Annotated in this window: 18 protein-coding genes; 6 read left to right on the forward strand and 12 right to left on the reverse strand. The window is 73.7% G+C overall.

Features of this window, described 5'->3' with window-relative positions:
* The first annotated feature begins 42 nt into the window (after nt 1-42).
* Nucleotides 43-633, forward strand: coding sequence for a DUF6023 family protein (locus SA2016_RS16300; RefSeq protein WP_066500096.1), 591 nt, complete (start codon nt 43-45; stop codon nt 631-633).
* Here the strand turns inward: SA2016_RS16300 and trhO are convergent.
* Nucleotides 620-1,564 carry an oxygen-dependent tRNA uridine(34) hydroxylase TrhO gene (gene trhO / locus SA2016_RS16305; RefSeq protein ID WP_066500098.1) on the reverse strand — a complete coding sequence of 315 codons (945 nt, stop codon included), beginning with the start codon at nt 1,562-1,564 and terminating at the stop codon, nt 620-622. The genes SA2016_RS16300 and trhO overlap by 14 nt on opposite strands.
* A gap of 93 nt (nt 1,565-1,657) precedes the next feature.
* On the opposite strand from trhO, the gene SA2016_RS16310 reads away from it, so the two are divergent.
* Together SA2016_RS16310 and SA2016_RS16315 are read left to right on the forward strand one after the other, a co-directional pair.
* The gene (locus SA2016_RS16310) at nt 1,658-2,347 is read left to right on the forward strand and encodes a GNAT family N-acetyltransferase (RefSeq protein WP_066500100.1); all 690 of its coding nucleotides are present in this window, start codon (nt 1,658-1,660) and stop codon (nt 2,345-2,347) included.
* Nucleotides 2,348-2,405: 58 nt separating this feature from the next.
* Nucleotides 2,406-4,751: a DEAD/DEAH box helicase gene (locus SA2016_RS16315; protein WP_066500103.1), complete on the forward strand. Its 2,346-nt coding sequence runs from the start codon at nt 2,406-2,408 to the stop codon at nt 4,749-4,751.
* A gap of 118 nt (nt 4,752-4,869) precedes the next feature.
* Here SA2016_RS16315 and SA2016_RS16320 read toward each other — a convergent pair whose 3' ends face one another.
* From SA2016_RS16320 to ssd, 7 genes are all read right to left on the reverse strand, one after another.
* Complete coding sequence (locus SA2016_RS16320) at nt 4,870-5,292, reverse strand: Rv3654c family TadE-like protein (RefSeq protein ID WP_229710910.1); 423 nt, start codon at nt 5,290-5,292, stop codon at nt 4,870-4,872.
* The gene (locus tag SA2016_RS21825; RefSeq protein ID WP_066500108.1) at nt 5,289-5,672 is read right to left on the reverse strand and encodes a TadE family protein; all 384 of its coding nucleotides are present in this window, start codon (nt 5,670-5,672) and stop codon (nt 5,289-5,291) included. The genes SA2016_RS16320 and SA2016_RS21825 overlap by 4 nt, the downstream gene beginning before the upstream one ends.
* On the reverse strand, nt 5,669-5,926 hold the full coding sequence (locus SA2016_RS22670) for a DUF4244 domain-containing protein (RefSeq protein ID WP_371326664.1): 258 nt from the start codon (nt 5,924-5,926) through the stop codon (nt 5,669-5,671). Before SA2016_RS22670 ends, SA2016_RS21825 begins: the two co-directional genes overlap by 4 nt.
* A 409-nt stretch (nt 5,927-6,335) precedes the next feature.
* Nucleotides 6,336-6,950 (reverse strand): type II secretion system F family protein, encoded by a 615-nt coding sequence (locus SA2016_RS16335; protein ID WP_066500113.1) that lies wholly within the window; start codon nt 6,948-6,950, stop codon nt 6,336-6,338.
* Complete coding sequence (locus SA2016_RS16340) at nt 6,947-7,516, reverse strand: type II secretion system F family protein (protein WP_442758770.1); 570 nt, start codon at nt 7,514-7,516, stop codon at nt 6,947-6,949. Before SA2016_RS16340 ends, SA2016_RS16335 begins: the two co-directional genes overlap by 4 nt.
* A 212-nt stretch (nt 7,517-7,728) precedes the next feature.
* Complete coding sequence (locus SA2016_RS16345) at nt 7,729-8,913, reverse strand: TadA family conjugal transfer-associated ATPase (RefSeq protein ID WP_066500116.1); 1,185 nt, start codon at nt 8,911-8,913, stop codon at nt 7,729-7,731.
* The gene (ssd, locus tag SA2016_RS16350) at nt 8,910-10,079 is read right to left on the reverse strand and encodes a septum site-determining protein Ssd (RefSeq protein WP_066500119.1); all 1,170 of its coding nucleotides are present in this window, start codon (nt 10,077-10,079) and stop codon (nt 8,910-8,912) included. Before ssd ends, SA2016_RS16345 begins: the two co-directional genes overlap by 4 nt.
* Before the next feature lie 122 nt (nt 10,080-10,201).
* On the opposite strand from ssd, the gene SA2016_RS16355 reads away from it, so the two are divergent.
* Nucleotides 10,202-11,866 (forward strand): bifunctional 3'-5' exonuclease/DNA polymerase, encoded by a 1,665-nt coding sequence (locus SA2016_RS16355; protein WP_066500122.1) that lies wholly within the window; start codon nt 10,202-10,204, stop codon nt 11,864-11,866.
* A gap of 19 nt (nt 11,867-11,885) precedes the next feature.
* Here the strand turns inward: SA2016_RS16355 and SA2016_RS16360 are convergent, their stop codons facing one another.
* From SA2016_RS16360 to SA2016_RS16370, 3 genes are read right to left on the reverse strand one after another with little or no spacing between them, the layout of a single operon-like run.
* Nucleotides 11,886-12,563: an NUDIX hydrolase gene (locus SA2016_RS16360; RefSeq protein ID WP_066500126.1), complete on the reverse strand. Its 678-nt coding sequence runs from the start codon at nt 12,561-12,563 to the stop codon at nt 11,886-11,888.
* Nucleotides 12,560-13,423, reverse strand: a complete 864-nt coding sequence (nth, locus tag SA2016_RS16365) for an endonuclease III (protein WP_084249801.1) — start codon at nt 13,421-13,423, stop codon at nt 12,560-12,562. Before nth ends, SA2016_RS16360 begins: the two co-directional genes overlap by 4 nt.
* Nucleotides 13,424-13,458: 35 nt before the next feature.
* Nucleotides 13,459-14,940, reverse strand: coding sequence for a hypothetical protein (locus SA2016_RS16370; RefSeq protein WP_066500128.1), 1,482 nt, complete (start codon nt 14,938-14,940; stop codon nt 13,459-13,461).
* A 314-nt stretch (nt 14,941-15,254) separates the two neighbouring features.
* Between SA2016_RS16370 and acs the strand changes: the two genes are divergently transcribed.
* Nucleotides 15,255-17,240, forward strand: coding sequence for an acetate--CoA ligase (gene acs / locus SA2016_RS16375; protein WP_229710835.1), 1,986 nt, complete (start codon nt 15,255-15,257; stop codon nt 17,238-17,240).
* A gap of 118 nt (nt 17,241-17,358) precedes the next feature.
* Here the strand turns inward: acs and SA2016_RS16380 are convergent, their stop codons facing one another.
* Nucleotides 17,359-18,357 carry a LacI family DNA-binding transcriptional regulator gene (locus SA2016_RS16380; protein ID WP_066502724.1) on the reverse strand — a complete coding sequence of 333 codons (999 nt, stop codon included), beginning with the start codon at nt 18,355-18,357 and terminating at the stop codon, nt 17,359-17,361.
* Nucleotides 18,358-18,491: 134 nt separating this feature from the next.
* Between SA2016_RS16380 and SA2016_RS16385 the strand changes: the two genes are divergently transcribed.
* The gene (locus SA2016_RS16385; protein WP_066500129.1) at nt 18,492-20,699 is read left to right on the forward strand and encodes an alpha-galactosidase; all 2,208 of its coding nucleotides are present in this window, start codon (nt 18,492-18,494) and stop codon (nt 20,697-20,699) included.
* Nucleotides 20,700-20,765: the final 66 nt, after the last annotated feature.

The following is a 20,765-nucleotide window of genomic DNA, read 5'->3' on the forward strand; positions in this document are numbered from 1 at the left end:
CTAGGCTGATCGGCCCGGGCGGCGCGGGGGCAGAATGGTGCCATGAGCCGCTGCCCAGCCGCGCGCCCGGTGAGGGCGAGGCCCCTGCAGGCCTGCCTCGTGGCGGCGCTCCTCGCGGCAGGCGCGGCCGGCTGCGCGTACCAGTACGACGACGGGCTGCCGCCCCTGGGCCAGCGTGACGCCGCGGCGGCGGCGGCGTCGGCCAGCGCCTCGGCCGCGGCCGCCGCCCGGGACCGCAGATCCCATCAGGTGCGCGGCCTGGCGACGGCCGCGCCCTTGGACCAGCCGCTCGCCGGCGAGTCCCTGCAGGCGTGGGCGGCCACCGTGCTGCCGGACACCTCGGGGGTCTCGCTGGCCGGGGATGCGAGCACGGCGTGGCCCGGCAGGCCAGCGCGCCGCATGTCCGTCCAGACCCAGCCCGGGCCCGCCACGCTGCACATCGCGTGCCGGGGCGAGGGCCGCGCCGACGTGCGCGTGAATGCGGGCGATGCGCAGCTGCTGGACTTCACGTTCGAGTGCAATCGCGCGTGGGCGCGCCCGGTCGACGTCCCGGCCGCGGGACGCCTCGACGTGCAGTTCAGTGCCGCTGAGGATGCGGTGGCGAACGTGGCCTACCGGCTCACCCGGCCGTGACGCTCGGCGCGGGGGTCTGGGCCGGCTGGGCCGGCTGGCAGCCGTCCGGGCAGCGGAGGGTCTCCGGGGACGCGGCGCACTGGGGGCAGTAGAGCGTCAGCCGGCGGCACGCCGGGTCGGAGCAGTTGTGGAAGTCTGACGTCGGAGCGGCGCAGCGGGCGCACCGGCCGATCGTCGCGGCGTCCTCGCTGAACTCCAGGCGCATGCGCCGGTCGAAGACGTAGAGCGAGCCTTCCCACAGGCCCGCGTCCCCGTAGGCCTCCCCGTAGCGCACGATCCCGCCGTCGAGCTGGTACACCTCCTGGAACCCGCGGCGCCGCATGTGGGCGGTGAGGATCTCGCAGCGGATCCCGCCCGTGCAGTAGGTGACCACGGGCCGATCCTTGAGGTCGTCGTACTTGCCGGAGTCGAGCTCGGCGAGGAAATCGTGCGTCGTGGAGGTGTCGGGGACGACCGCGCCCTTGAACCGGCCGATCTGCGCCTCGAACGCGTTGCGCCCGTCGAAGAACACGACCTCGCGCCGGGTGTCCTCGGCGGCGCTGCCCGAGGCGACGAGTTCGTGGAGCTGCTCGGGGGTGAGCCGGCTGCCGCCGCCGATCACGCCCTCGGCGCCGACCTCGAGTTCACCGGGCGCACCGAAGGACACCAGCTCGGCACGTGCCTTCACGGACAGCCGCGGAAAGTCCTGGGCGGTGCCCTCGGACCACTTCACGTCGAGCTTCCGGAAGCCGGGGTACTCCTTGGTGGCACGCAGGTACCCCTTGACGGCGTTCAGCTCGCCGCCGACGGTCGCGTTGATGCCGTCCGGGGAGACGATGATGCGGCCCCTGAGGCCGAGCCCCTCGCACAGGGTGCGCTGCCAGAGCCGGACCGCCTCCGGGTCCGCCAGCGGGGTGAAGCAGTAGAACAGGACGATACGGTGCTGGGCCACCCATCAAGGGTACCGGCGCCCCCGCCTCGGGCCCCGGTGACAGTTCTGTCACGGCCCTTATCAGGTTCTCCGGTTGCGGTTATCGTCGTGGCTATGGGAGAGCCATCGCTGAGCGAACTTCTGGGCATCTGGGTCGAAGGCTGGGCCTCCACGCGCCATTATCCGGTCAAGGAGGTCGGGGCGTTCCGGGCGGTGCAGCTCTCCGACAAGTCCGGCGACTGGGAGGCGTTCGCCGCCGACCCGAGCGAGGATGAGTTCGCCGACCTCGCCGCGTTCGTCGCGGAGTCGTCGCCCCGGCTGATGACCGTGCTCACCGACGACCTGCCTGCCTACCGCGCCCTGGCCGAGAAGCACGGCCTCGTCGAGGTCGCTGCGGACCAGGAGCTCATGATCATGGACTTCGAGGGCAAGGACGTCGAGGCGCCCTGGCTCAACGACGACGAGCTCAAGCTGACCACGGCCTACGAGGACCACAGCGCCACCGTGACCGTCGCGACCGCCGACGGCACCCTGGCCGCCCGCGGCCACGTGGCCGTCGCGCACGGCTATGCCGTCTTCGACCGCATCATCACGGAGCCGGCCTTCCGCCGCCGCGGGCTGGGCAGCTTCATCATGCGGGCCCTCACAGCGGCGATGAGCGAGCACAACCTCGACCAGGGCCTGCTCATCGCGTCCACGGACGGCCAGCACCTCTACCACCACCTCGGATGGAGCGACGTGTCCCAGGTGCTCGTGCTCACCAACCCCGGCAACACCGGGGGCGGTTCGCTCTCCGCGGACTGACCCCGCCCCGGCGGCCCCGGGGTCCGAGGCTTCCGGCCGGTGCTGGAAGAATGCTGGTGTGGCCGCGCACGACTCCCTCCTCTCGCTCCTGGGCAGGTCCTCCGCCCCGGAGGAGCTGCGGCACCTGCGCACGATCCCCGCACGCTCGGCCCGGCATGCGCCCTGGCCTGCCTGGGCCCACCCGGACCTCGTGGCTGCGTACCGCCGCCTCGGGGTCGAGACGCCCTACATCCACCAGGTCGAGGCGGCGGAGCTGGCCCACGCGGGACGCCACGTGGTGCTCGCCACCGGAACCGCCTCGGGCAAGTCCCTCGCCTACCAGCTCCCGGCGCTGGACGCCGTCCACCGCTCGGAGCTGCGCGTGGCCGAGCAGCCCGGGCGGATCCACGACGACGGCGCGGCCGTCCTGTACCTCTCCCCCACCAAGGCGCTGGCCGCGGACCAGCTCACGGCCATCCGTGCCCTCGGGCTCAGCACGGTCCGGGCCGAGACCTACGACGGCGACACCGAGCAGTCGGCCCGCCGCTGGATCCGGGACCACGCGAACGTCATCCTCGCCAACCCGGACATGCTCCACTTCGGCATCCTGCCGAACCACCCCTGGTGGGCGGCCTTCTTCCGGCGCCTTCGTTTCGTGGTCATCGACGAAGCGCACTCCTACCGAGGCGTCTTCGGCTCCCATGTGGCCAACCTCCTGCGGCGGCTCCGGCGCGTGTGCGCCCACTATGGCGCCGACCCCGTGTTCATCGCGGCGTCCGCGACGTCCGGGGACCCGGAGGGGTCGGTGGGGCGGCTGATCGGCGACGCCGTCGCCGCGGTCACCGAGGACGGCTCGCCCCACGGGGCCACCGAGGTGGCCTTCTGGGAGCCCGCGCTGACGGACGCCCGCGGGGAGAACGGCGCGCCCCAGCGCCGCACCGCGATCGCCGAGAGCGCCGACCTGCTGGCCAATCTCGTGTCGGCGCATGTGCGGACCATCGCCTTCATCAAGTCCCGCCGCGGCGCAGAGACGATCTCCTCGATCGCGCAGCGCCTCGTCGACGAGGTGGACCCGAGCCTCGCGGGGCGCATCGCGGCGTACCGGTCGGGGTACCTGCCCGAGGAGCGGCGCGAGCTCGAGCGGCGGCTGCGCTCCGGCGAGCTGCTGGGGGTCGCGAGCACCTCGGCGCTCGAACTCGGCATCGACATCTCCGGGCTGGATGCGGTCCTCGTCGCGGGATGGCCGGGGACGCGGGCCTCGCTGTTCCAGGAGATCGGGCGGGCCGGGCGCTCGGGGCAGGATGCGCTCGCCGCGTTCGTCGCCAGCGACGACCCCCTCGACACCTATCTGGTGAACCACCCGGAGGCGATCTTCGACACCTCGGTCGAGGCCACCGTCCTGGATCCGTCCAACCCCTACGTCCTCGGCCCGCACCTGTGTGCCGCCGCGGCCGAGAAGCCCCTCACCGGCTCCGACCTCGCCCTGTTCGGACCCACCGCCGAGCGGCTCCTCGACCAGCTCGTGGCGCAGGGGTACCTGCGCCGGCGGCCGGGCGGATGGTACTGGACCCATCCCGAGAGCGCCGCGGCCATGGTGAACCTCCGCGCGGACGGGGGCGGCCCGATGAGCATCATCGAGGCCGAGACCGGCCAGCTGCTGGGCTCCATGGATTCGCCGCAGACGCACTACCAGGCCCACCAGGGCGCCATCTACGTCCATCAGGGCGCGAGCTACCTCGTCGAAGAACTCAACGAGGCGGAGCACTGCGTGGTGGTGCGACGGGTGAACCCCGACTACTACACGACCGCGCGGGACCTCACCACGGTCGAGGTCCTCGGCGAGGACCGCTGCGAGCAGTGGGGCCCGGTGGGGGTCCACTTCGGCGAGGTCCGGGTGACCACGCAGGTGGTCTCCTTCCAGCGCAAGGCGCTCATCTCCAACGAGGTCCTCGGCGAGGAGCCCCTCGAGCTGGGCGCACGGGACCTCTTCACCAAGGCCGTCTGGCTCACCCTGCCTGAGCCGACGCTCGCGGCCGCGGGACTGATCGCTGCCCAGTTCCCGGGCGCCCTCCACGCCGCGGAGCACGCATCGATCGGCCTCCTGCCCCTCGTCGCCTCCAGCGACCGGTGGGACGTGGGCGGGGTGTCCACCGCGCTGCACGCCGACACCGAGCAGCCCACCATCTTCGTCTACGACGGGCACCCCGGCGGGGCAGGGTTCGCCGAGCGCGGGTTCGAGCGCATCCGGGTCTGGCTCCGGGCAACCCTGGACGCGATCGAGGCCTGCGAGTGCGATGCCGGGTGCCCGTCGTGCGTCCAGAGCCCCAAGTGCGGCAACAAGAACAATCCCCTGGACAAGTCCGGGGCGGTCGCCCTGCTGCGCGCCGTCCTCCTCCAGTCCGACCTCGCGGCCGAGCTGGTCTGACGCCAGAGCCGGCCCCACCACCGGGACTGGGGCGCCCGCCGGGACCGGCCCGCTCGCCTGGGCCGTCCCGCTCGCCTGGGCCGTCCGTTTGGGGCTGGTCCGCCGCCCGGCACGGGAGTCAGCCGGGGCCGACGCGGGGCGGCGGCCCTGCCCGGGCGCGCCCCACGGCGGGACCCCACGGGGCGCCCGTCTCCAGCTCCACGGTGACCCGGACGGTGCTGCCGGGCTTCTCCACGGCGCAGGCAGTCAGGACGGCGCCGTTGAGTTCGGCCGTCTCCTGGGCCGTCGCACAGGCGGCCCCAGGGCGGAGACCACGCTCGGTGTCGGCCGCCGCGAGCGCAGCGAGATCCGCCGCCGCGCCGGCCCGCGAAGACGCCGCCAGCGCCTGGCCGAGCATTGCCAGTGCCGCACAGGCCAGGATGAGGACCATCCCCAGCCCGAGGGCCAGGACGGTCCCCGACCCGGCCTCGGCGCCGCCCCTGCAGCCGGCACGGCCACGACAGCCGGGGCCCGGCCCGCAGAGCCTGGCCTGCCAGGTCACGGCGGTCCCTCCAGGCTCAGGCTCGCCGCCGCGCGGGCGCGCAGCCCGGCAGCGGCCGCGACGGGTCCGGGTACCGCCGTGCTGACCTGGACGGTGACGACTCCTGCCGAGGCCTCGACCGAATGCTCCGCGCCGGGGCCGGCAACCCTCGCGATCTCGCGGGCCACCGCGCCGGCGTCCTCGCCCTTGGCGACCGATCGCGCCCCGGCCCTCGCCGCTTCCTCGACCCGCACCTGGCAGACGGCCGCGGAAACGGCGCCGAGGAGGAAGCCGAGCAGGAGGATCACTGCGGGGACAGCCACTGCGAACTCGGCGGTGACCGACCCCCGCGGGGACGCCGGGCCCTCCTGGGCGGTGGCGTCCCCACGGATGCACCTCACGGGAGGGCGAGTGCTTGGCGGATGATCGCGAGGAGGAATCCCCGCACCTCGTCGCTGCGCATGATCACCACGAGCAGCCCCGCGAAGGCCACGGCGCCCAGTGTCGCGATCGCGTACTCGGCAGTTGCCATCCCCTGCTGTCCAGCGGCCCTGGCGCCGAGCCAGAGCCGCAGGAGCTGCAGGCGAATGGCTGCCCTCCGCCGCATGCGGGCGGCCCAGGCTCGCTCCCGCCCTCCGCTCCGTCGGCGCCTCAACCGGTCCCCTGGCGGTGCGGAAGACGCGGCCGGGAGATGCGCGGAGCCAGGGAAGCCCGGCTCGGTGCCTGCCCTCTGGTGGCCCGGCTGCCCGGAGTCCGGCGCTCCGGCCGCAGGGAAGAGCTCGATGACCCGGCACGGCTCGCCCGGGCCTTCGAGGGCATCGGGGCGAGGACCCGGGGATGGCGTCAGATCGAGCCGTGCGGATTCCCGTGACTGGTCGGGGTGTGCCCCGACGTCGTCGGGATGAGGCATTGCGGACATGGTTCCTCCTTGGTGGTCGGGCACAGCCGTGTGTCCGCGCCCGTAGGTGGGCCCGCCGGCTCGCCGTCGGAGACCCCTCCTCGCGGCGGGGCCATGGCGCCCAGGGGCGCCGCCTGCCCGATGGGCAGGGATCGTGGGGGCGGGATCACCCGCCCGGCAGCATCGCCAGAAGCACTGGCACCACGCCGAGACACAGGAAGGCTGGGAGGGAGCAGACTCCCAAGGGGATGACCAGCTTGACGCCGAGGGCCGCGGCGCGCTTCTCGAGCTCACGATGCCTGCTCCGCCGCAGCTGCCGTGCGCGGGCGTACAGCAGCTCGGCAGACGGGGCTCCGGTGGACGCTGCGAAGCGCAGGGCCGATCGGATCTCCTCGACGGAGGAGCCCACAGCAGCATCCGGCCATGCATGGTCCCAGTCGGTCCCGAGCCGTAGGGCAGCGGCGGCCCGCGCCAGCGCCGGGCCTGGTCCGTCGGCGACGCCGGCTGCGACCTCGAGCGCCCGCGGCAGGGCCAGGCCCGCCTCGAGCATGGCACCGAGCAGCTCGAGCAGGAGGGGCACCTCGTCAGGCCTCGTGGTCCGCAGGCGCGCCCGGCCTTCGGCGTGGACGGGCTGCTCCCGGCGGTCCACGCCCCCGGGCACGGCGGTGCCCACGGCACCGCACGGTGCCAGAAGCCGGTCGGCTCGGCGCCGGCTGCCTGCGAAGGAGAGGGCGATGCCTGCGGAGGCTGCAGCGAGCCCCACGGCGAGGACGGCGCTCATCGTGCCTCCGAAGCCGAGCGCACGAGCCGAGTGGACCACCATCGTCCGGCCACCGTCAGAGCTGCCCCGAGGCCGAGGCACATCGCGCCCAGCGGTGTGGAGAGGAGGATCCCGAACGGGTCCGCCCCCATCAGCATCCCGAGTCCCAGCCCGGCAATGGGGAGGATGGTCAGCACCTTCGCCGTGGCCCGGGGGCCTGCAAGGGCCACCGAGCGGGCGGCGACCGCGTCGGCGTCGGCCTCGAGCTGGGCGGCGAGCCTCTCCAGGACGTCGGCAAGGGCGCTCCCCGATGCCTCGGCGGCCTCGATGCAGGCCGCCACGCTGAGCCAGATGCCAGCGGCCGCGCCCGTGGAGCGGTGAGGGGACGGTTCCCTCTCGCTCACCGCCGTCTGGATCGCGGCTGCGACGGGCCGGCCCAGGTCCGCGGCCAGGGCAGCCGAGTGCAGCACACGTGGTGCAGGGTCTGCGCTCTCCCGCTCGCCGGCCGGGTACGCCTCGCAGGCCTGCCTCCACATCTGCTCGGGGGTGCGGCCGGCTCGCAGCAGGGCGGCGAGCTGCCCCACCAAGATGGCCGCGTGCTGGAATTCCTCCGCGGGACCTGTGCCTGCCCTCCCTGCCCAAGGTCGTCCCCGGGCCGGTCGTCGGCGCCGCGGCGACGGGACCGCGGCCGCCCCGGTCCTGAGGCGTCGTGTCCCCGCCATCGCCCCTCCCCCGGCTGCGAGGCGCCAGCCCGCGAACAGCAGCGCGGCGATAGTGGCGGCCACAACGGATGCGGCGCTCACGCCGCCGCCCTCAGCGCGCGGGGAAGGGCCAGCTCTGCGGCGAGCCGGTCCCAGCCCGGTCCGCGTTCTGACGTGCGGGCCGTCTCGGCCCCGCGACGGAGTGCGTCCACGACCGCGAGCCCATCCGGCCCCTCCGCGACGACGGCGATGCTCGCGACCCGCCGGCCCGCCGGGGCCCTCTCCATGTGCACGACTGCATCCAGGGCACTCGAGGCCTGGAGGAAGGTGGCTTCCCTGGTGAGCCCTGCGAGCGCTCCGAGGGCGGCGAGCCGCGCCACGACGGAGCCCGCCGTATTGGCATGGACTGTTCCGGCCCCGCTGTGCCCCGTGTTGAGTGCTGAGAGGAGGTCCCTGACCTCGGCGCCGCGGCACTCGCCGACCACGAGCCAGTCCGGCCGCATCCGCAGCGCCTCCCGCACGAGGCGGGCGAGATCGATCCCGCCGGCACCCTCGACATTGCCATGGCGCGCTTCCAGGCAGACGGCGTGCCCGTGGTCGGGCGCCAGCTCGGCGGCATCTTCCACCAGAACGATCCGGTCGGTGGCCGGAACGGTGCCGAGGAGCGTGCTCAGCAGGGTGGTCTTCCCCGACCCGGTGGAACCGCTCACCAGGAAGCTCCGCCGCTGGGCGACCAATGCCTCGAGCACGGTCCTCTGGTCGGGCAGCACCGTGCCGGCCGCCTCGAACTCGTCCAAGGTCATCGGCTGGGCGCGCCGGATGCGGATGGACAGCAGGGTTCCCGCGGTTGAGACGGGCGGCAGCACGGCGTGGATCCGGTAACCTCCGGCGAGCCGCACGTCGACGCACGGCGACGAGTCGTCGAGCCGGCGTCCCGCCGCCGCCACCAGGCGGACGGCAAGCGCTCGCAGGGCCTCCTCCGAGGGGAAGGACACCGCGCTCCGTTCGAGTCCGCGCCCCCTGTCGAGCCAGACGCTGTCCGGCGCGTTGACGAACAGATCCGTCACCTCAGGGTCATTGGCGAGGACCTGCAGGGGTCCGAGACCGCGCAGCTCGGCCATGATGATCTCCACGGCCGCGAGCGACCCCGCCGTGCCCAGCACGCGGCCGCTTCCCTGGAGCGCGGCCGCGACGCGCGCCGGGGTCACCTGTCCCGGCGTCGAGAGCACCGATCGGCGCACGGCGTCCAGCAGCTCCGCGTCGACGCTGCCCTGCGCCCTCACCGCGCGACCCTCCGCCCGCGCCCGGCGAGCCTGGCGCCGAGGGCGAGTGCCGGGCCGTCACCCGCTGAAGCAGCCGGGGCCCGCTCGGGCAGCGCCTCGCACACTGCGGCGGCGAGCCGCCGCAGGGGCCCCGAGCGCGCCAGCTCCATGAGGCGACCCCACTCCGCCGCGGCAGCGGCGCGTCGAAGGTGGGGAATCCGGGCCACCAGGGGACAGCCGATGAGCCCGGCCAGCTGTTCGGCGTCGACCCCTTCCCCGGTGCCTCCGCGGAGCACGACGCCCAGTGGCACCGGGGGCAGCTCATGGACGAGCTGGGCAGCGGAGAGCGCCCCACCCAGGGTGCCGGGCACCACGACGAGGATCCGGTCGCTGGCCCACCCGAAGTCCTCGATCCCTTCCCGTCCACGCCCGATGTCGACGACGACCAGGTCGAACGCTGCACGGGCCGCCTCGACCACACCCGAGATGGCGGCCCCCGGAACCCGCACGGCAGGACGCGGACCGGCGGGCCAGGACAGGACCCCGGCCCCGGCCGCCCTCGGCAGCGAGGCGGCCAGCTGCTCGGGATTGATGGCGCCGTGTGCGGAGGCCAGGTCGGGCCAGCGCAGCCCCTCGAGCGGCTGCTCGCCCAGGACGGCCTCGAGACCTCCTGCGAGCCTGTCGCCATCCACCAGCAGCACCCGCGCCCCGCCGTGCGCCGCGGCACCCGCGAGCAGCACCGCCGTCGTGCTGGCGCCCGCGCCGCCGCACCCGCCGACGACGCCGACCACCACACCCGAGGGCCCCTCCGAACCTCGCCTGCCCATGTAGTCCACGAGCCAGCCGGCAGCGTCCGGCAGCTCGGCCACGTGGTCGATCCCCAGCGCCGCGGCCCTGTCCCACAGCAGATGGCGCTGAGATGCGGCGCCGACGAGGATGGTCGGGCCGCGCCTCTGCGGAGGAACCTCGCTGATGTCCGCCCCGAGCAGCACAAGGTCTGCCCGCGTCCAGAGCTGCGGGTCCTCACCGACGGACGGGACGCCCTCGAAGACGGCGCCCGCCACCGCGGCGGCCCTCGCGCACTCGTCCCGGAGCGCCGCGTCACCGGTGATACAGCACACGATCGGGCCCGCCTCCGGGAGCCATCCCCCGGCCCCGGCCGACTGTTCCTGCTCGTTCCTCGCCATGCCGTCCAGCCTTCCCAGTCTGCGGCAGCCGTGGAACCGGCCCGACCCCCTATGTGGACGACATCCCTCGGGGACGGCTGTGGAGGGAAACTGCACCCGTGCGGACAGGGAAGAATGGGGATGTGTACCAGCTCGTCGCCCCCGCACCGGACGGCGGAGTGCTGCTGCAGCGCCTCGACCGGGGCGGTGCCCCGGCCGGAACCGCGCAGATCGTCCCGGGCAGCCACTTCGCCGCGCTCGCCCAGAGCGTCGAGGCGGAGGAGCGCCCGCGGTGGGTGTGGCAGCGCACCACCGACTGGTATCCGCGGCTCCTTGCCGCAGGGGTCGAGGTGCAGCGGTGCCACGACCTCACCCTCAGCGCCGCGATCCTCGCTCATTCGGCCTTCGTGGCCGGAAGCGGCTACACGCCCTCGATCCCGCTGGGCAGCCCCCTCGACGAGCCGGACTCCGGGCGCAGCGGCTGGCCCGGGCAGCACCAGGATGCCCTGTTCGAGGCCAGGACGCCCGGCGTCGACGCCGACGAGGCCGTGGCCGAGCTCGGGGCCCAGCTGGGCGCGGTCTCCGGGTCACCGCGGCGCCAACGGCTCGCCCTCCTGCTCGCGGCCGAGTCCGCGGGGGCTCTGGCCGCGGCCGAGATGCGGCGCTCCGGTGTGCCGTGGGACGCGGAAGTCCACGACGCCCTCCTCGTCGAAAGGCTCGGCCCGCGTCCGCGGGGGACGGCGAGGCCCGCCCTCCTCGAGGCGAAGGCGGCCGAACTCCGCGGCCTCCTCGCCTCCCCGCACCTCAACCCGGACTCACCGCAGGAACTCCTCCGCGCGCTCCACCGCGCCGGCATCGAGACGAACAGCACCCGTGCCTGGGAGCTGCGGAAGTTCACCCATCCAGCGGTCGCGCCGCTGCTCGAGTACAAGAAGATGGCCCGGCTGCTCGCCGCCAACGGCTGGTCGTGGCTGGAGACGTGGGTCTCGGAGGGCCGCTTCCGCCCAGAGTATGTGGTCGGCGGCGTCGTGACAGGCCGCTGGGCGTCCCGGGGCGGCGGTGCGATGCAGATTCCGGCGGAGGTCCGCTCCGCAGCCCGCGCGCTCCCGGGCCATCGCCTCGTCGTGGCCGACGCCTCGCAGCTCGAGCCGCGGGTCCTCGCTGCGCTGGCCGGCGACGAGGCGATGGCCGGCGCCGCGCGCGGCCGCGACCTCTATGCGGGCATCGCGGCTGCAGGGTTCGGCGGCGACCGGGCCCAAGCGAAGGTCGCGCTCCTCGGCGCGATCTACGGCGCCACGACCGGAGAGTCGGGCCGGCTCATGCCGCAGCTCGCCCGCCTGTATCCCCAGGCCGTCGCCCTCGTCGAGCAGGCCGCGAGGGATGGCGAGCGGGGGCTGGCGGTGACGACGCACCTGGGCCGCAGCACCCCTCCCCCGTCGCCCCGCTGGCTCGCCTCACAGCGCACCACGAGCGCCCAGGAGCAGCACCGCGCAGACGCGATCGCCCGCGACAGGGGTCGCTTCACGCGCAACTTCGTGGTGCAGGGCACGGCCGCCGAATGGGCCGAGTGCTGGATGGCCGACCTGCGGGGCCGGCTTCGCCGCATCAGGTCGCGCGGGCACCGCGCCGAGCTCGTCTACTTCCTCCATGACGAGGTGGTCATCCATGCCGAGGAGTCCGTGGCCGAGGACTGCGCCGCCGCCGTCCAGGACGCGGCGCAGACCGCCGGGCGGCTGCTCTTCCACCACGCTCCCGTTGAGTTCCCCCTGAGTGTGGCCGTCGTCGAGTCCTACGACCACGCGAAGTGACCCCCGGGGCGGGGCGGAGCTACGGATCGACCCGGTGCTCCCGGGTCCGGTCCCAGGGGACCCCCCAGCCCAGGGCGGTGAAGAGGGAATCGAGGACCATGGCGGTGAAGCCCCACACGAGGACCCCGTTGACTTCGAACCCCGGGCTCGCGAAGCGCGCACCCCGTCGGTGGAGCACGGCCATGACGCGGTTGTCCGGGTCGAGCAGGTCCCGGACCGGGGTGCGGAACACCTGGGCGGACTCCCCGTAGTCGACCACGTCGACGGGGGACGGGGAGGCCCACCAGCCGACCACGGGTGTGACCAGGAAGCGGCTGACGGCCATGCCGAGCGGGGGCAGCTCGCCCAGAACCTCGACTCCGGCGGGGTCGAGGCCGGTTTCCTCCCTGGCCTCCCGGAGGGCACAGTCCACGAGCGTGGCGTCCTCGGGGTCCTGGCTGCCGCCGGGGAAGGCGACCTGGCCTGGGTGCGAGCCCAGAGTCGAGGCCCGCTCGAGGAGCAGGACGTCGAGATCGGCGGGTGCGAGCGGGCGGTGCGAAACGGCCGGGACGTCGTCGAGGACGCCGAAGAGGACCAGGACTGCGGCCTTCCGCGAGGCCCCCGGAAGGGTTGCCGGGTGCCACCGGCGGTCGAAGGGGTCGGTGTGGCCGGCGCGGATGGCGCGGACCAGCTCCTCGAGCTCCGCTCGGGCGCTCACCGGTGCCGGCCCGTGGTGGCCTCCGGGCTGGTGGCCGCCGGGCTGGGCGCCGGACCTGCCGCGGACGCGGCGGCGGCCGCCAGCGACTCGGTCCGCTGCCGGATGGCGGCGGCGTCGGAGGCGTTGGCGACCATCTCGGCCTGGAGGTCCTCCCGTCCCGGCGCCAGCTCGAACCGGAGGAGTCGGCGCGCCTTGACCGGGTCGGTCTCGCCTTCGCCGAACGAGGGGCACAGGGAGGCCACCGGGCAGGCACCGCAGGCCGGCCTGCGGGCGAGGCAGACGCGGCGGCCGTGGAACACGACACGGTGGGAGAGCATCGTCCAGTCCTTGGGCTCGAACAGTTCCATGACGTCCCGCTCGATGACCACGGGGTCCTCCGACGCCGTCCACCCGAACCGCTTGGCGAGGCGGCCGAAATGGGTGTCGACCGTGATCCCCGGGACTCCGAAGGCGTTGCCGAGCACCACATTGGCCGTCTTGCGGCCGACGCCGGGCAGCGTCACGAGTTCTGCCAGCGTCCCGGGCACCTCGCCGTCGAACTCGTCGACGACCCTGCGGGCCAGCGTATGGATGCTGCGCGCCTTGGCCCGGAAGAATCCCGTGGGCCGGATGATCTCCTCGATGTCGACGAGCTCGCCCTCCGAGAGGGCCCGCGCGTCCGGGTAGCGGGCGAACAAGACAGGGGTGACCTGGTTGACCCGGACGTCCGTCGTCTGCGCGCTGAGCACCGTGGCCACGAGGAGCTCGAAGGGGTTCCGGAAGTCCAATTCAGCGTGCGCGTAGGGGTAGGCCTCGGCGAGGACCCGGTTGATCTTCCGTGCGCGCCGCTTGAGCGCGAGGGGTGTCTCGTCCGGACTCATCCGCCGTCGGCGGGGCTCGGCGGCCGCCGCGTCGCTCACGCGCGTTCGATTCCCGACAGGTCGCGCAGGACCCCGACGCGCCCGTCGGGGCTCTGGACCACGAACTCCTGTCCGCGATCCTGCAGCGCGAGGATCCACTGCCCCGGTTCGAGGCTGAACACGGGCTGGCCCGTCGAGGCGTCCACCGCCGTGCGCGGCTGGCTGACCGCGAACCAGAACGCCTCATAGCGCGCGCTGTCGTCGTAGGGCCTGGTCGCTCCGATGTCCTCGGCGGAGCCCCTCTGCCCGGCGGCGGCGCGGTCCGCGGCTCCCCCGGCCCCCGCGGCGGGGAACACCGCAGTGGCCGGTTCCGCGCCGGCCGCCCCGACGATCTCGGTCGGCGCGGCGGGCTGCGCCGCCACCGTCGGCGCGACGGGCTCCGCAGGCCCGACAGGCTTCGCGGTCGCCGTCTCGGCGGGTCGTTCGGGCTCAACCGGCGCCGTCGGAGCGACCGGATCCCCGGCCCCGGCTGGCGCAGCGGGCTCCACCGACCGGACAGGCTCCGCGGGCGCAACCGTCTCCGCGGACCCGACAGGCTCCGCGGGCGCAACCGTCTCCGCGGACCCGACAGGCTCCGCGGTCGCCGTCTCGGCGGGTCGTTCGGGTTCCCCGGGCGCCGTCGGCCCACGGTCCTCGGGCGCGGTCTCAGCGACGGGAGCGCCATAGGCCTCGCCGTCGGCTGCGCCGAGGGCACCGATGGCACGCTCGGGTGCCCCGTCGTCCTCGGGTGCCGGCGCGCTCGGCCCGGCTCCGGCTGCCGCAGGCCCGGTCGGCCCCGCGGGCGTCCCACCGAACGGCTCGACGGGGGCGCCGGTCGCCGGGCCGGCACCGGGGACGGCGGCGGCCTCGCCGGGGCGCCCGGACGGCGGCGCGAGGGGCCCGCCCCACTCGTTCGTGCCCGGGCTGCCCCACGGGTTCCCGGCAGCGCTGGAGCCGGCCGCGCCCCGCTTCGGTCCGCGTCCAGCCTTGCCGGCCGCGGCGGGGCGCGGCGCCGGCGGCACGGCATCACGCGCCACGACGTGGGCCGGCACCTCCGGCCGGCCCAGGAAATCGACCGCGAACGCCGGGATGAGCCGTGCCAGGGTGGTGGCCGCAAGCATGGCGAGGCCGCCCAGCAGGCCCACCACGGCACCGGGCGAGAGCGTGGTGACGGTGCCGAGGAAGTAGAAGGCAGCGCTGAGAATGGCGGCGACCGAGGCGAACTGGTCCAGCGAGAGGGAGCCGACCCGCAGCCTCCTCGAGGGCTCGAGGCGGCGCCACGCGAACAGGGCCGCCGTCGTCACGGGGACGAGGATCCCGATCCCGAGGAAGTACAGGCCCGCGGCGTTCCACAGGTTCCCTGGCCCGAACAGCGGCAGGAGGGACGCCACGAAGGTGATGAGGACGCCCCCGAACAGGGTCAGATCACGTGCGGTGAACGGTCCTAGCACGGATTCGCTGCGGCGCCCCTCGGACGGGCTCTGACTGGGGTCAGACATGAGTCACTCCTTCGGTCTTGAGTTCAGCCTAGCCATTCCCGCGGGGGGCACCTAGGCGGCCGCGGGCGGGTCCAGGCGGTGGAGGACGACGGCGCGCGGCGCCCATTCGGCGTCGGCCGCCTACCGCCTGCCGCATGTCTGCGGCCGTCCGGCGCGGGAGTGTGACGCTCGCAACGTCGCCGCGACCCCTTTGGGGCTACTGTTGACACCAGGCAGCCGGTGTGTGCGGCCTCACATCCGACGGTGGCGTCCTGCCCCGCGGCCGGGGCGGCAGGATCGGCTGGATCATGCGAGGAACGAGCCGAAAGGACACCATGGCCCACGAAACCGTCACGGGCGACGCCTTCGAGAACCTGCTCCGGGAGAATCGCCAGTTCGCGCCCTCCCCCGAGTTCGCTGCGGCGGCCAACGTCCACGAGGGCATCTATGCCGAGGCGAACGCTGATCCCGAGGCCTTCTGGGCCGCGCAGGCCCGCGAGCGCCTCACCTGGTCGAAGGACTTCACCCAGACCCTGGACTGGTCGGAGCCGCCGTTCGCCAAGTGGTTCGTCGGCGGCGAGGTCAACGCCGCGTACAACGCGCTCGACCGGCACGTCGAGAACGGGCTCGGCGACCGCGTCGCCATCCACTTCGAGGGCGAGCCGGGCGACACCGAGACGATCACATACGCGGACCTGACCGAGCGCGTGAAGCGTGCGGCGAACGCGTTCGAGTCCCTCGGGGTGGCCAAGGGGGACCGCGTCGCCGTGTACCTGCCGATGATCCCCGAGGCCGTGGTGACGATGCTCGCTTGCGCACGCATCGGCGCGATCCACTCGGTCGTCTTCGGCGGCTTCTCCTCTGAGGCGCTCCGTTCGCGGATCGACGACGCCGAGGCCAAGCTCGTGGTCACCGCGGACGGGACCTACCGCCGCGGCAAGCCGAGCCCGCTCAAGCCCGCCGTGGACGAGGCCCTCGCCGAGGACGGGCACACCGTGCAGCACGTCGTGGTGGTGCGGCGCAACGGCCAGGACGTGGCCTGGACCGAGGGCCGCGACCTGGCCTGGTCCGAGGTCATGGCCGCCGCCTCGCCGGAGCACACCGCGGTGGGCCACGACGCCGAGCACCCGCTGTTCATCCTCTACACCTCCGGCACCACGGGGAAGCCGAAGGGCATCCTGCACACCACCGGCGGGTACCTGACCCAGACGGCGTTCACCCACTCTGCGGTGTTCGACCTCAAGCCGGAGACCGACGTCTACTGGTGCACCGCGGACATCGGCTGGGTCACCGGCCACTCGTACGTCACGTACGCCCCCCTCGTGAACGGCGCCACCCAGGTGATGTACGAGGGCACACCGGACTCGCCGCACCAGGGCCGGTGGTGGGAGATCGTCCAGAAGTACAAGGTCTCGATCCTCTACACGGCGCCCACGGCGATCCGCACCATGATGAAGTGGGGCTCGGACATCCCCGCCAAGTACGACCTCTCCTCGATCCGGGTCCTCGGTTCCGTGGGCGAGCCCATCAACCCCGAGGCGTGGATGTGGTACCGCGAGATGATCGGCGGCAACGGCGGCCGCCGCGAGGAGCGGGCCCCGATCGTGGACACCTGGTGGCAGACCGAGACCGGAGCGATCATGATCGCCCCGCTGCCCGGAGTCACGGCCACGAAGCCGGGCTCGGCCCAGGTTCCGCTGCCGGGCATCGCGGTCGACGTCGTGGACGAGGCCGGCCAGCCCGTGCCGGACGGGCACGGCGGCTTCCTCGTGATCCGCAAGCCGTGGCCGGCCATGCTGCGCACCATCTGGGGCGACCCGCAGCGGTTCAAGGACACCTACTGGTCCCGCTTCGACGGCATGTACTTCGCCGGCGACGGGGCGAAGAAGGACGACGACGGCGACATCTGGCTCCTGGGCCGCGTCGACGACGTCATGAACGTCTCGGGCCACCGGCTCTCCACCACGGAGATCGAGTCCGCGCTCGTCTCCCACCCGTGGGTCGCCGAGGCCGCGGTGGTCGGCGCCGCCGACGAGACGACGGGCCAGGCGGTCGTGGCCTTCGTGATCCTGCGCGGCGAGGCGAGCATCCCCGAGGGCGAGGACCCGGCGGCGGTGCTGCGCGCCCACGTGGGCCACGAGATCGGCCCGATCGCCAAGCCGCGGCACATCCTCGTGGTCCCGGAGCTGCCCAAGACCCGCTCGGGCAAGATCATGCGCCGCCTGCTCAAGGACGTCGCAGAGGGCCGCGATCCGGGCGACGCCACGACGCTGGCGGATCCGACGGTCATGCACAAGATCGCCCAGGACCTTCGCAAGTAGCTGCGGCAGGGCGGAGGGAACTCCGCGGACGACGACGGCGCCCCACCGCTCGCGGTAGGGCGCCGTCGCGTGTGGTGGGCCCGCCCGCCCGGGCGACGGGCCGCCGTCGTCCACGGCGCTAGCAGCCGCAGGAGGCGCGGCGCACGAGTTCCGGAGCGAAGATGCGGTTCGTGGTGGGGCCGCCGCCCACGAGGGACTCGACGGCGGCGGCGGCCATCTCGGAGATCGGCTGCGCGAGCGTCGTCAGGCCCGGCCAGCTGTACTCCGCCTCCGGCGAGCCGTCGAAGGAGACGATCGCGACGTCCTCGGGAATGCGCACGCCGGACTCGTGGAAGGCCTTCACGATCCCGACGGCGAGGATGTCCGAGCTGGCGAACAGCGCCGTCGGCCGGTCGGCGGACGCCGCGAGTTCGAGACCGAGCCGGTAGCCCTCCTCGCGGCGGAACGGTGCCCTGATCACCGGGCCGGGGACGAGGCCCGCCGCGCGGATCCCCTCGAGCCAGCCGGCCTCGCGCCCGTCGAGGCCGCCCCCGGTGGTGGTGCCCATCACGAGCCCGATGTCGCGGTGGCCGTGCTCCGCGAGATGCGCGACAGCGGTCCGGCCGCCCGCGCGCAGGTCCACGCCCACGGACGCGAACCCGGGGCTGTCGAGGCTGTGGTTGAGCAGCACCACGGGGATGTCAGCGGACTCGAGGTCGCGCAGGTCCGGTTCGAACAGCACGCTCGAGAGGAACACCCCGTCCACCCTCCGGCTCGCGAGGCTCTCGACGTGCCGGCGCTCGGTCGCGACGGACGCGTCCGAGTTGGCGATCAGGAGGGCGTAGCCGCGCTCGGCGGCGGCCACCTCGACCGCGTGCGCGAGCATGACGAAGAAAGGGTTGGTGGTGTCCGGCACGATCATGCCCAGCATCTCGCTCGAACCGAGCTTGAGGGCCCGGGCGGCGGCGTTGGGCCGGTAGCCGATGGCCGCGATCGCCTCCCGGACCCTCGCCTCGGTGGCTGGGGCCACCTTCTTGGGGCCGCCGTTGACCACGTAGCTCACGACGGCGGTGCTCACGCCGGCGAGCCGGGCCACGTCGGTGCGGGTGGGGGCCGGCTTCGCGGCGGGATGGGGCATGGCGACCATGCTAGTGGCGGCCGGCCTCGGGACACCCGAGGCCGATGACCGTTGGCACCAGAAGGTTACTCGTGTAGATTTCGGGAGATCCCCGATCGGCCCCCTCCACCACGTCCTACGAAAGCGGGCTTCCCATGGACCCCCTTCACCTCCGTTCCGCCGGTACCAGCCTCCTCCTTGCCTTCGACTCCGGCGAGGCGGAGATCGTCCATTGGGGAGCCGCACTCGGCGCGGCCCTCCCCGATCTCGCCCTCCTGACTCCGCCGATTCCGCATTCGGCGCTCGACGTGCCGGTGGTCGCGGGGCTCCTTCCGCAGGCGTCCTCGGGGTGGCTGGGCCGCCCCGGGCTGCGCGGGTCACGGCTGGCCCCCGCGGGCACCGCGGCGCACGACGCCGGCGTCCCCGGCTTCGCGTTCTCGCCCGCCCTCCGCGTCGTCTCGGCCGAGGCGACCCCGGACGGCCGGGGGGCGCGGATCGTCCAGGCCGACGACGACGCGGGGGTGCGCGTGGCGTCGGAGCTCACGCTCCACGAGGGCGGCCTCCTCGAGGTCTCCCACGAGCTGGCCAACACCGGGGCCACCCCCTACTGCCTCGACGAGCTCGGCACCGTGCTCCCGGTGCCGGGCGACGCCGTCGAACTGCTGGACCTCACCGGCCGCTGGTGCCGCGAGAACCACCCGCAGCGGCACCGAATCGCGCAGGGCACCTGGGTGCGCTCGGGCCGCCACGGGCGCACCGGCCACGACTCCTCGCTCCTCGTGGCCGCCGGCACCTCCGGCTTCTCCAACCGGACCGGTCGCGTCTGGGCCGCACACTTCGCCTGGTCCGGCAACCACGAGCAGTACCTCGACTCGCTCGCCGACGGGCGCCGGATCCTGGGCGCCGCGGAGCTCCTCGGCCCGGGCGAGGTGGTGCTCGCCCCCGGCGAGGCCTACCGCACCCCCACCCTGTACGCGGCCTTCTCGGACCGCGGGCTCGACGGGATCACCGAGGCCTTCTACGAGTGGTTCCGGGCACGGCCCAGCCACGTCGGCACGACCTCCGGCCGCGTCCGCCCCGTCGTCCTCAACACGTGGGAGGCCGTGTACTTCGACCACCGGCTCGAGCCGCTGCTCGAGCTCGCCGAGTCCGCGGCGGAGCTCGGCGTAGAGCGCTTCGTCCTCGATGACGGGTGGTTCCGGGGGCGCCGCGACGACCACGCGGGACTCGGAGACTGGTACGTCGACGAGGCCATGTGGCCCGAGGGACTGACACCCCTGGTCGAGAGGGTCACCGGCCTCGGCATGGAGTTCGGGCTGTGGGTCGAGCCCGAGATGGTCAACCTCGACTCCGACGTGGCCCGGGCCCATCCCGACTGGATCGTGCGGCCGACCGCCGCCTCCCACAAGGACGGGGGCAGGCTCCCGCTCGAATGGCGGCACCAGCACATCCTCGACCTGGCGAACCCGGACGCCTGGCAGTACATCTACGAGCGCCTCGATGCCCTCCTGAGCGAGAACGACATCGCCTACCTCAAGTGGGACCAGAACCGCGACCTGGCCGAGCACGGCCACGCGGGGCGCCCCTCGGTGCACGAGCAGACTCTTGCCGCCTACAGGCTGTTCGACGCGCTGCGGGCCGCGCATCCGCACGTCGAGATCGAGTCCTGCTCGTCCGGCGGGGCGCGCGTGGACCTCGGCATCCTGCAGCGCACGGACCGGGTGTGGGCCTCGGACTGCAACGACGCCCTCGAGCGCCAGACCATCCAGCGCTGGACCCAGGCCGTCCTGCCGCCAGAGCTCGTCGGAGCGCACGTGGGCCCGACCCACTCGCACACCACCGGCCGCGTCCACGACATCTCGTTCCGGGCCATCACCGCCCTGTTCGGCCACTTCGGCATGGAGTGGGACATCCGGCAGGCCGCACCGGCCGAGCGGGAGACCCTGCGGCGCGCCATCCGCCTCTACAAGCGCCACCGCGGCCTGATCCACTCGGGCGTGCGCGTCAACGCGGACCTGACGGAGTCGAACCTGTCACTCCACGGAGTCGTGGCGCACGACGGCGCGTCCGGCCTGTTCTCGGCCGTCGCCCTGGGCACGCTCGCAACGGAGCTGCCCGGCCGCGTGGGGCTCCCCGGCCTCGACCCCAACCGGACCTACACGGTCCGGGCGGTACTGCCGACGCCCGAGGACGCTGACTGGAAGGACACGTTCATCCAGACCGCGCCCCCGGCGTGGCTCGCCGAAGGGGCCACGGCCCCGGGCCGCTTCCTCGCCGAGGTCGGCCTCCCGCTGCCGGTCCTCCGGCCCGAGCACGCCATCCTGCTCGAGGTGACCCCCGAAAGTCAGTCCGTTTCTGATTAGTTCTGTACGTTTCTGTTCGGATCACTTACGCTGGGTGACGGCAGTCACACGGGTGACCGCCCTCCC

Origin of the sequence: Sinomonas atrocyanea (genome assembly GCF_001577305.1) — a bacterium.
GTDB classification, from domain to species: Bacteria; Actinomycetota; Actinomycetes; order Actinomycetales; family Micrococcaceae; genus Sinomonas; species Sinomonas atrocyanea.

Excerpts from the sequence above, each read along its gene's own strand:
- SA2016_RS16300 (WP_066500096.1), top strand. The coding sequence starts at position 43 with ATGAGCCGCTGCCCAGCCGCGCGCCCGGTGAGGGCGAGGCCCCTGCAG.
- SA2016_RS16310 (WP_066500100.1), top strand. The coding sequence starts at position 1,658 with ATGGGAGAGCCATCGCTGAGCGAACTTCTGGGCATCTGGGTCGAAGGC.
- SA2016_RS16335 (WP_066500113.1), bottom strand. The coding sequence starts at position 6,950 with ATGAGCGCCGTCCTCGCCGTGGGGCTCGCTGCAGCCTCCGCAGGCATC.
- ssd (WP_066500119.1), bottom strand. The coding sequence starts at position 10,079 with ATGGCGAGGAACGAGCAGGAACAGTCGGCCGGGGCCGGGGGATGGCTC.
- nth (WP_084249801.1), bottom strand. The coding sequence starts at position 13,423 with ATGAGTCCGGACGAGACACCCCTCGCGCTCAAGCGGCGCGCACGGAAG.
- SA2016_RS16370 (WP_066500128.1), bottom strand. The coding sequence starts at position 14,940 with ATGTCTGACCCCAGTCAGAGCCCGTCCGAGGGGCGCCGCAGCGAATCC.
- acs (WP_229710835.1), top strand. The coding sequence starts at position 15,255 with ATGGCCCACGAAACCGTCACGGGCGACGCCTTCGAGAACCTGCTCCGG.
- SA2016_RS16380 (WP_066502724.1), bottom strand. The coding sequence starts at position 18,357 with ATGCCCCATCCCGCCGCGAAGCCGGCCCCCACCCGCACCGACGTGGCC.
- SA2016_RS16385 (WP_066500129.1), top strand. The coding sequence starts at position 18,492 with ATGGACCCCCTTCACCTCCGTTCCGCCGGTACCAGCCTCCTCCTTGCC.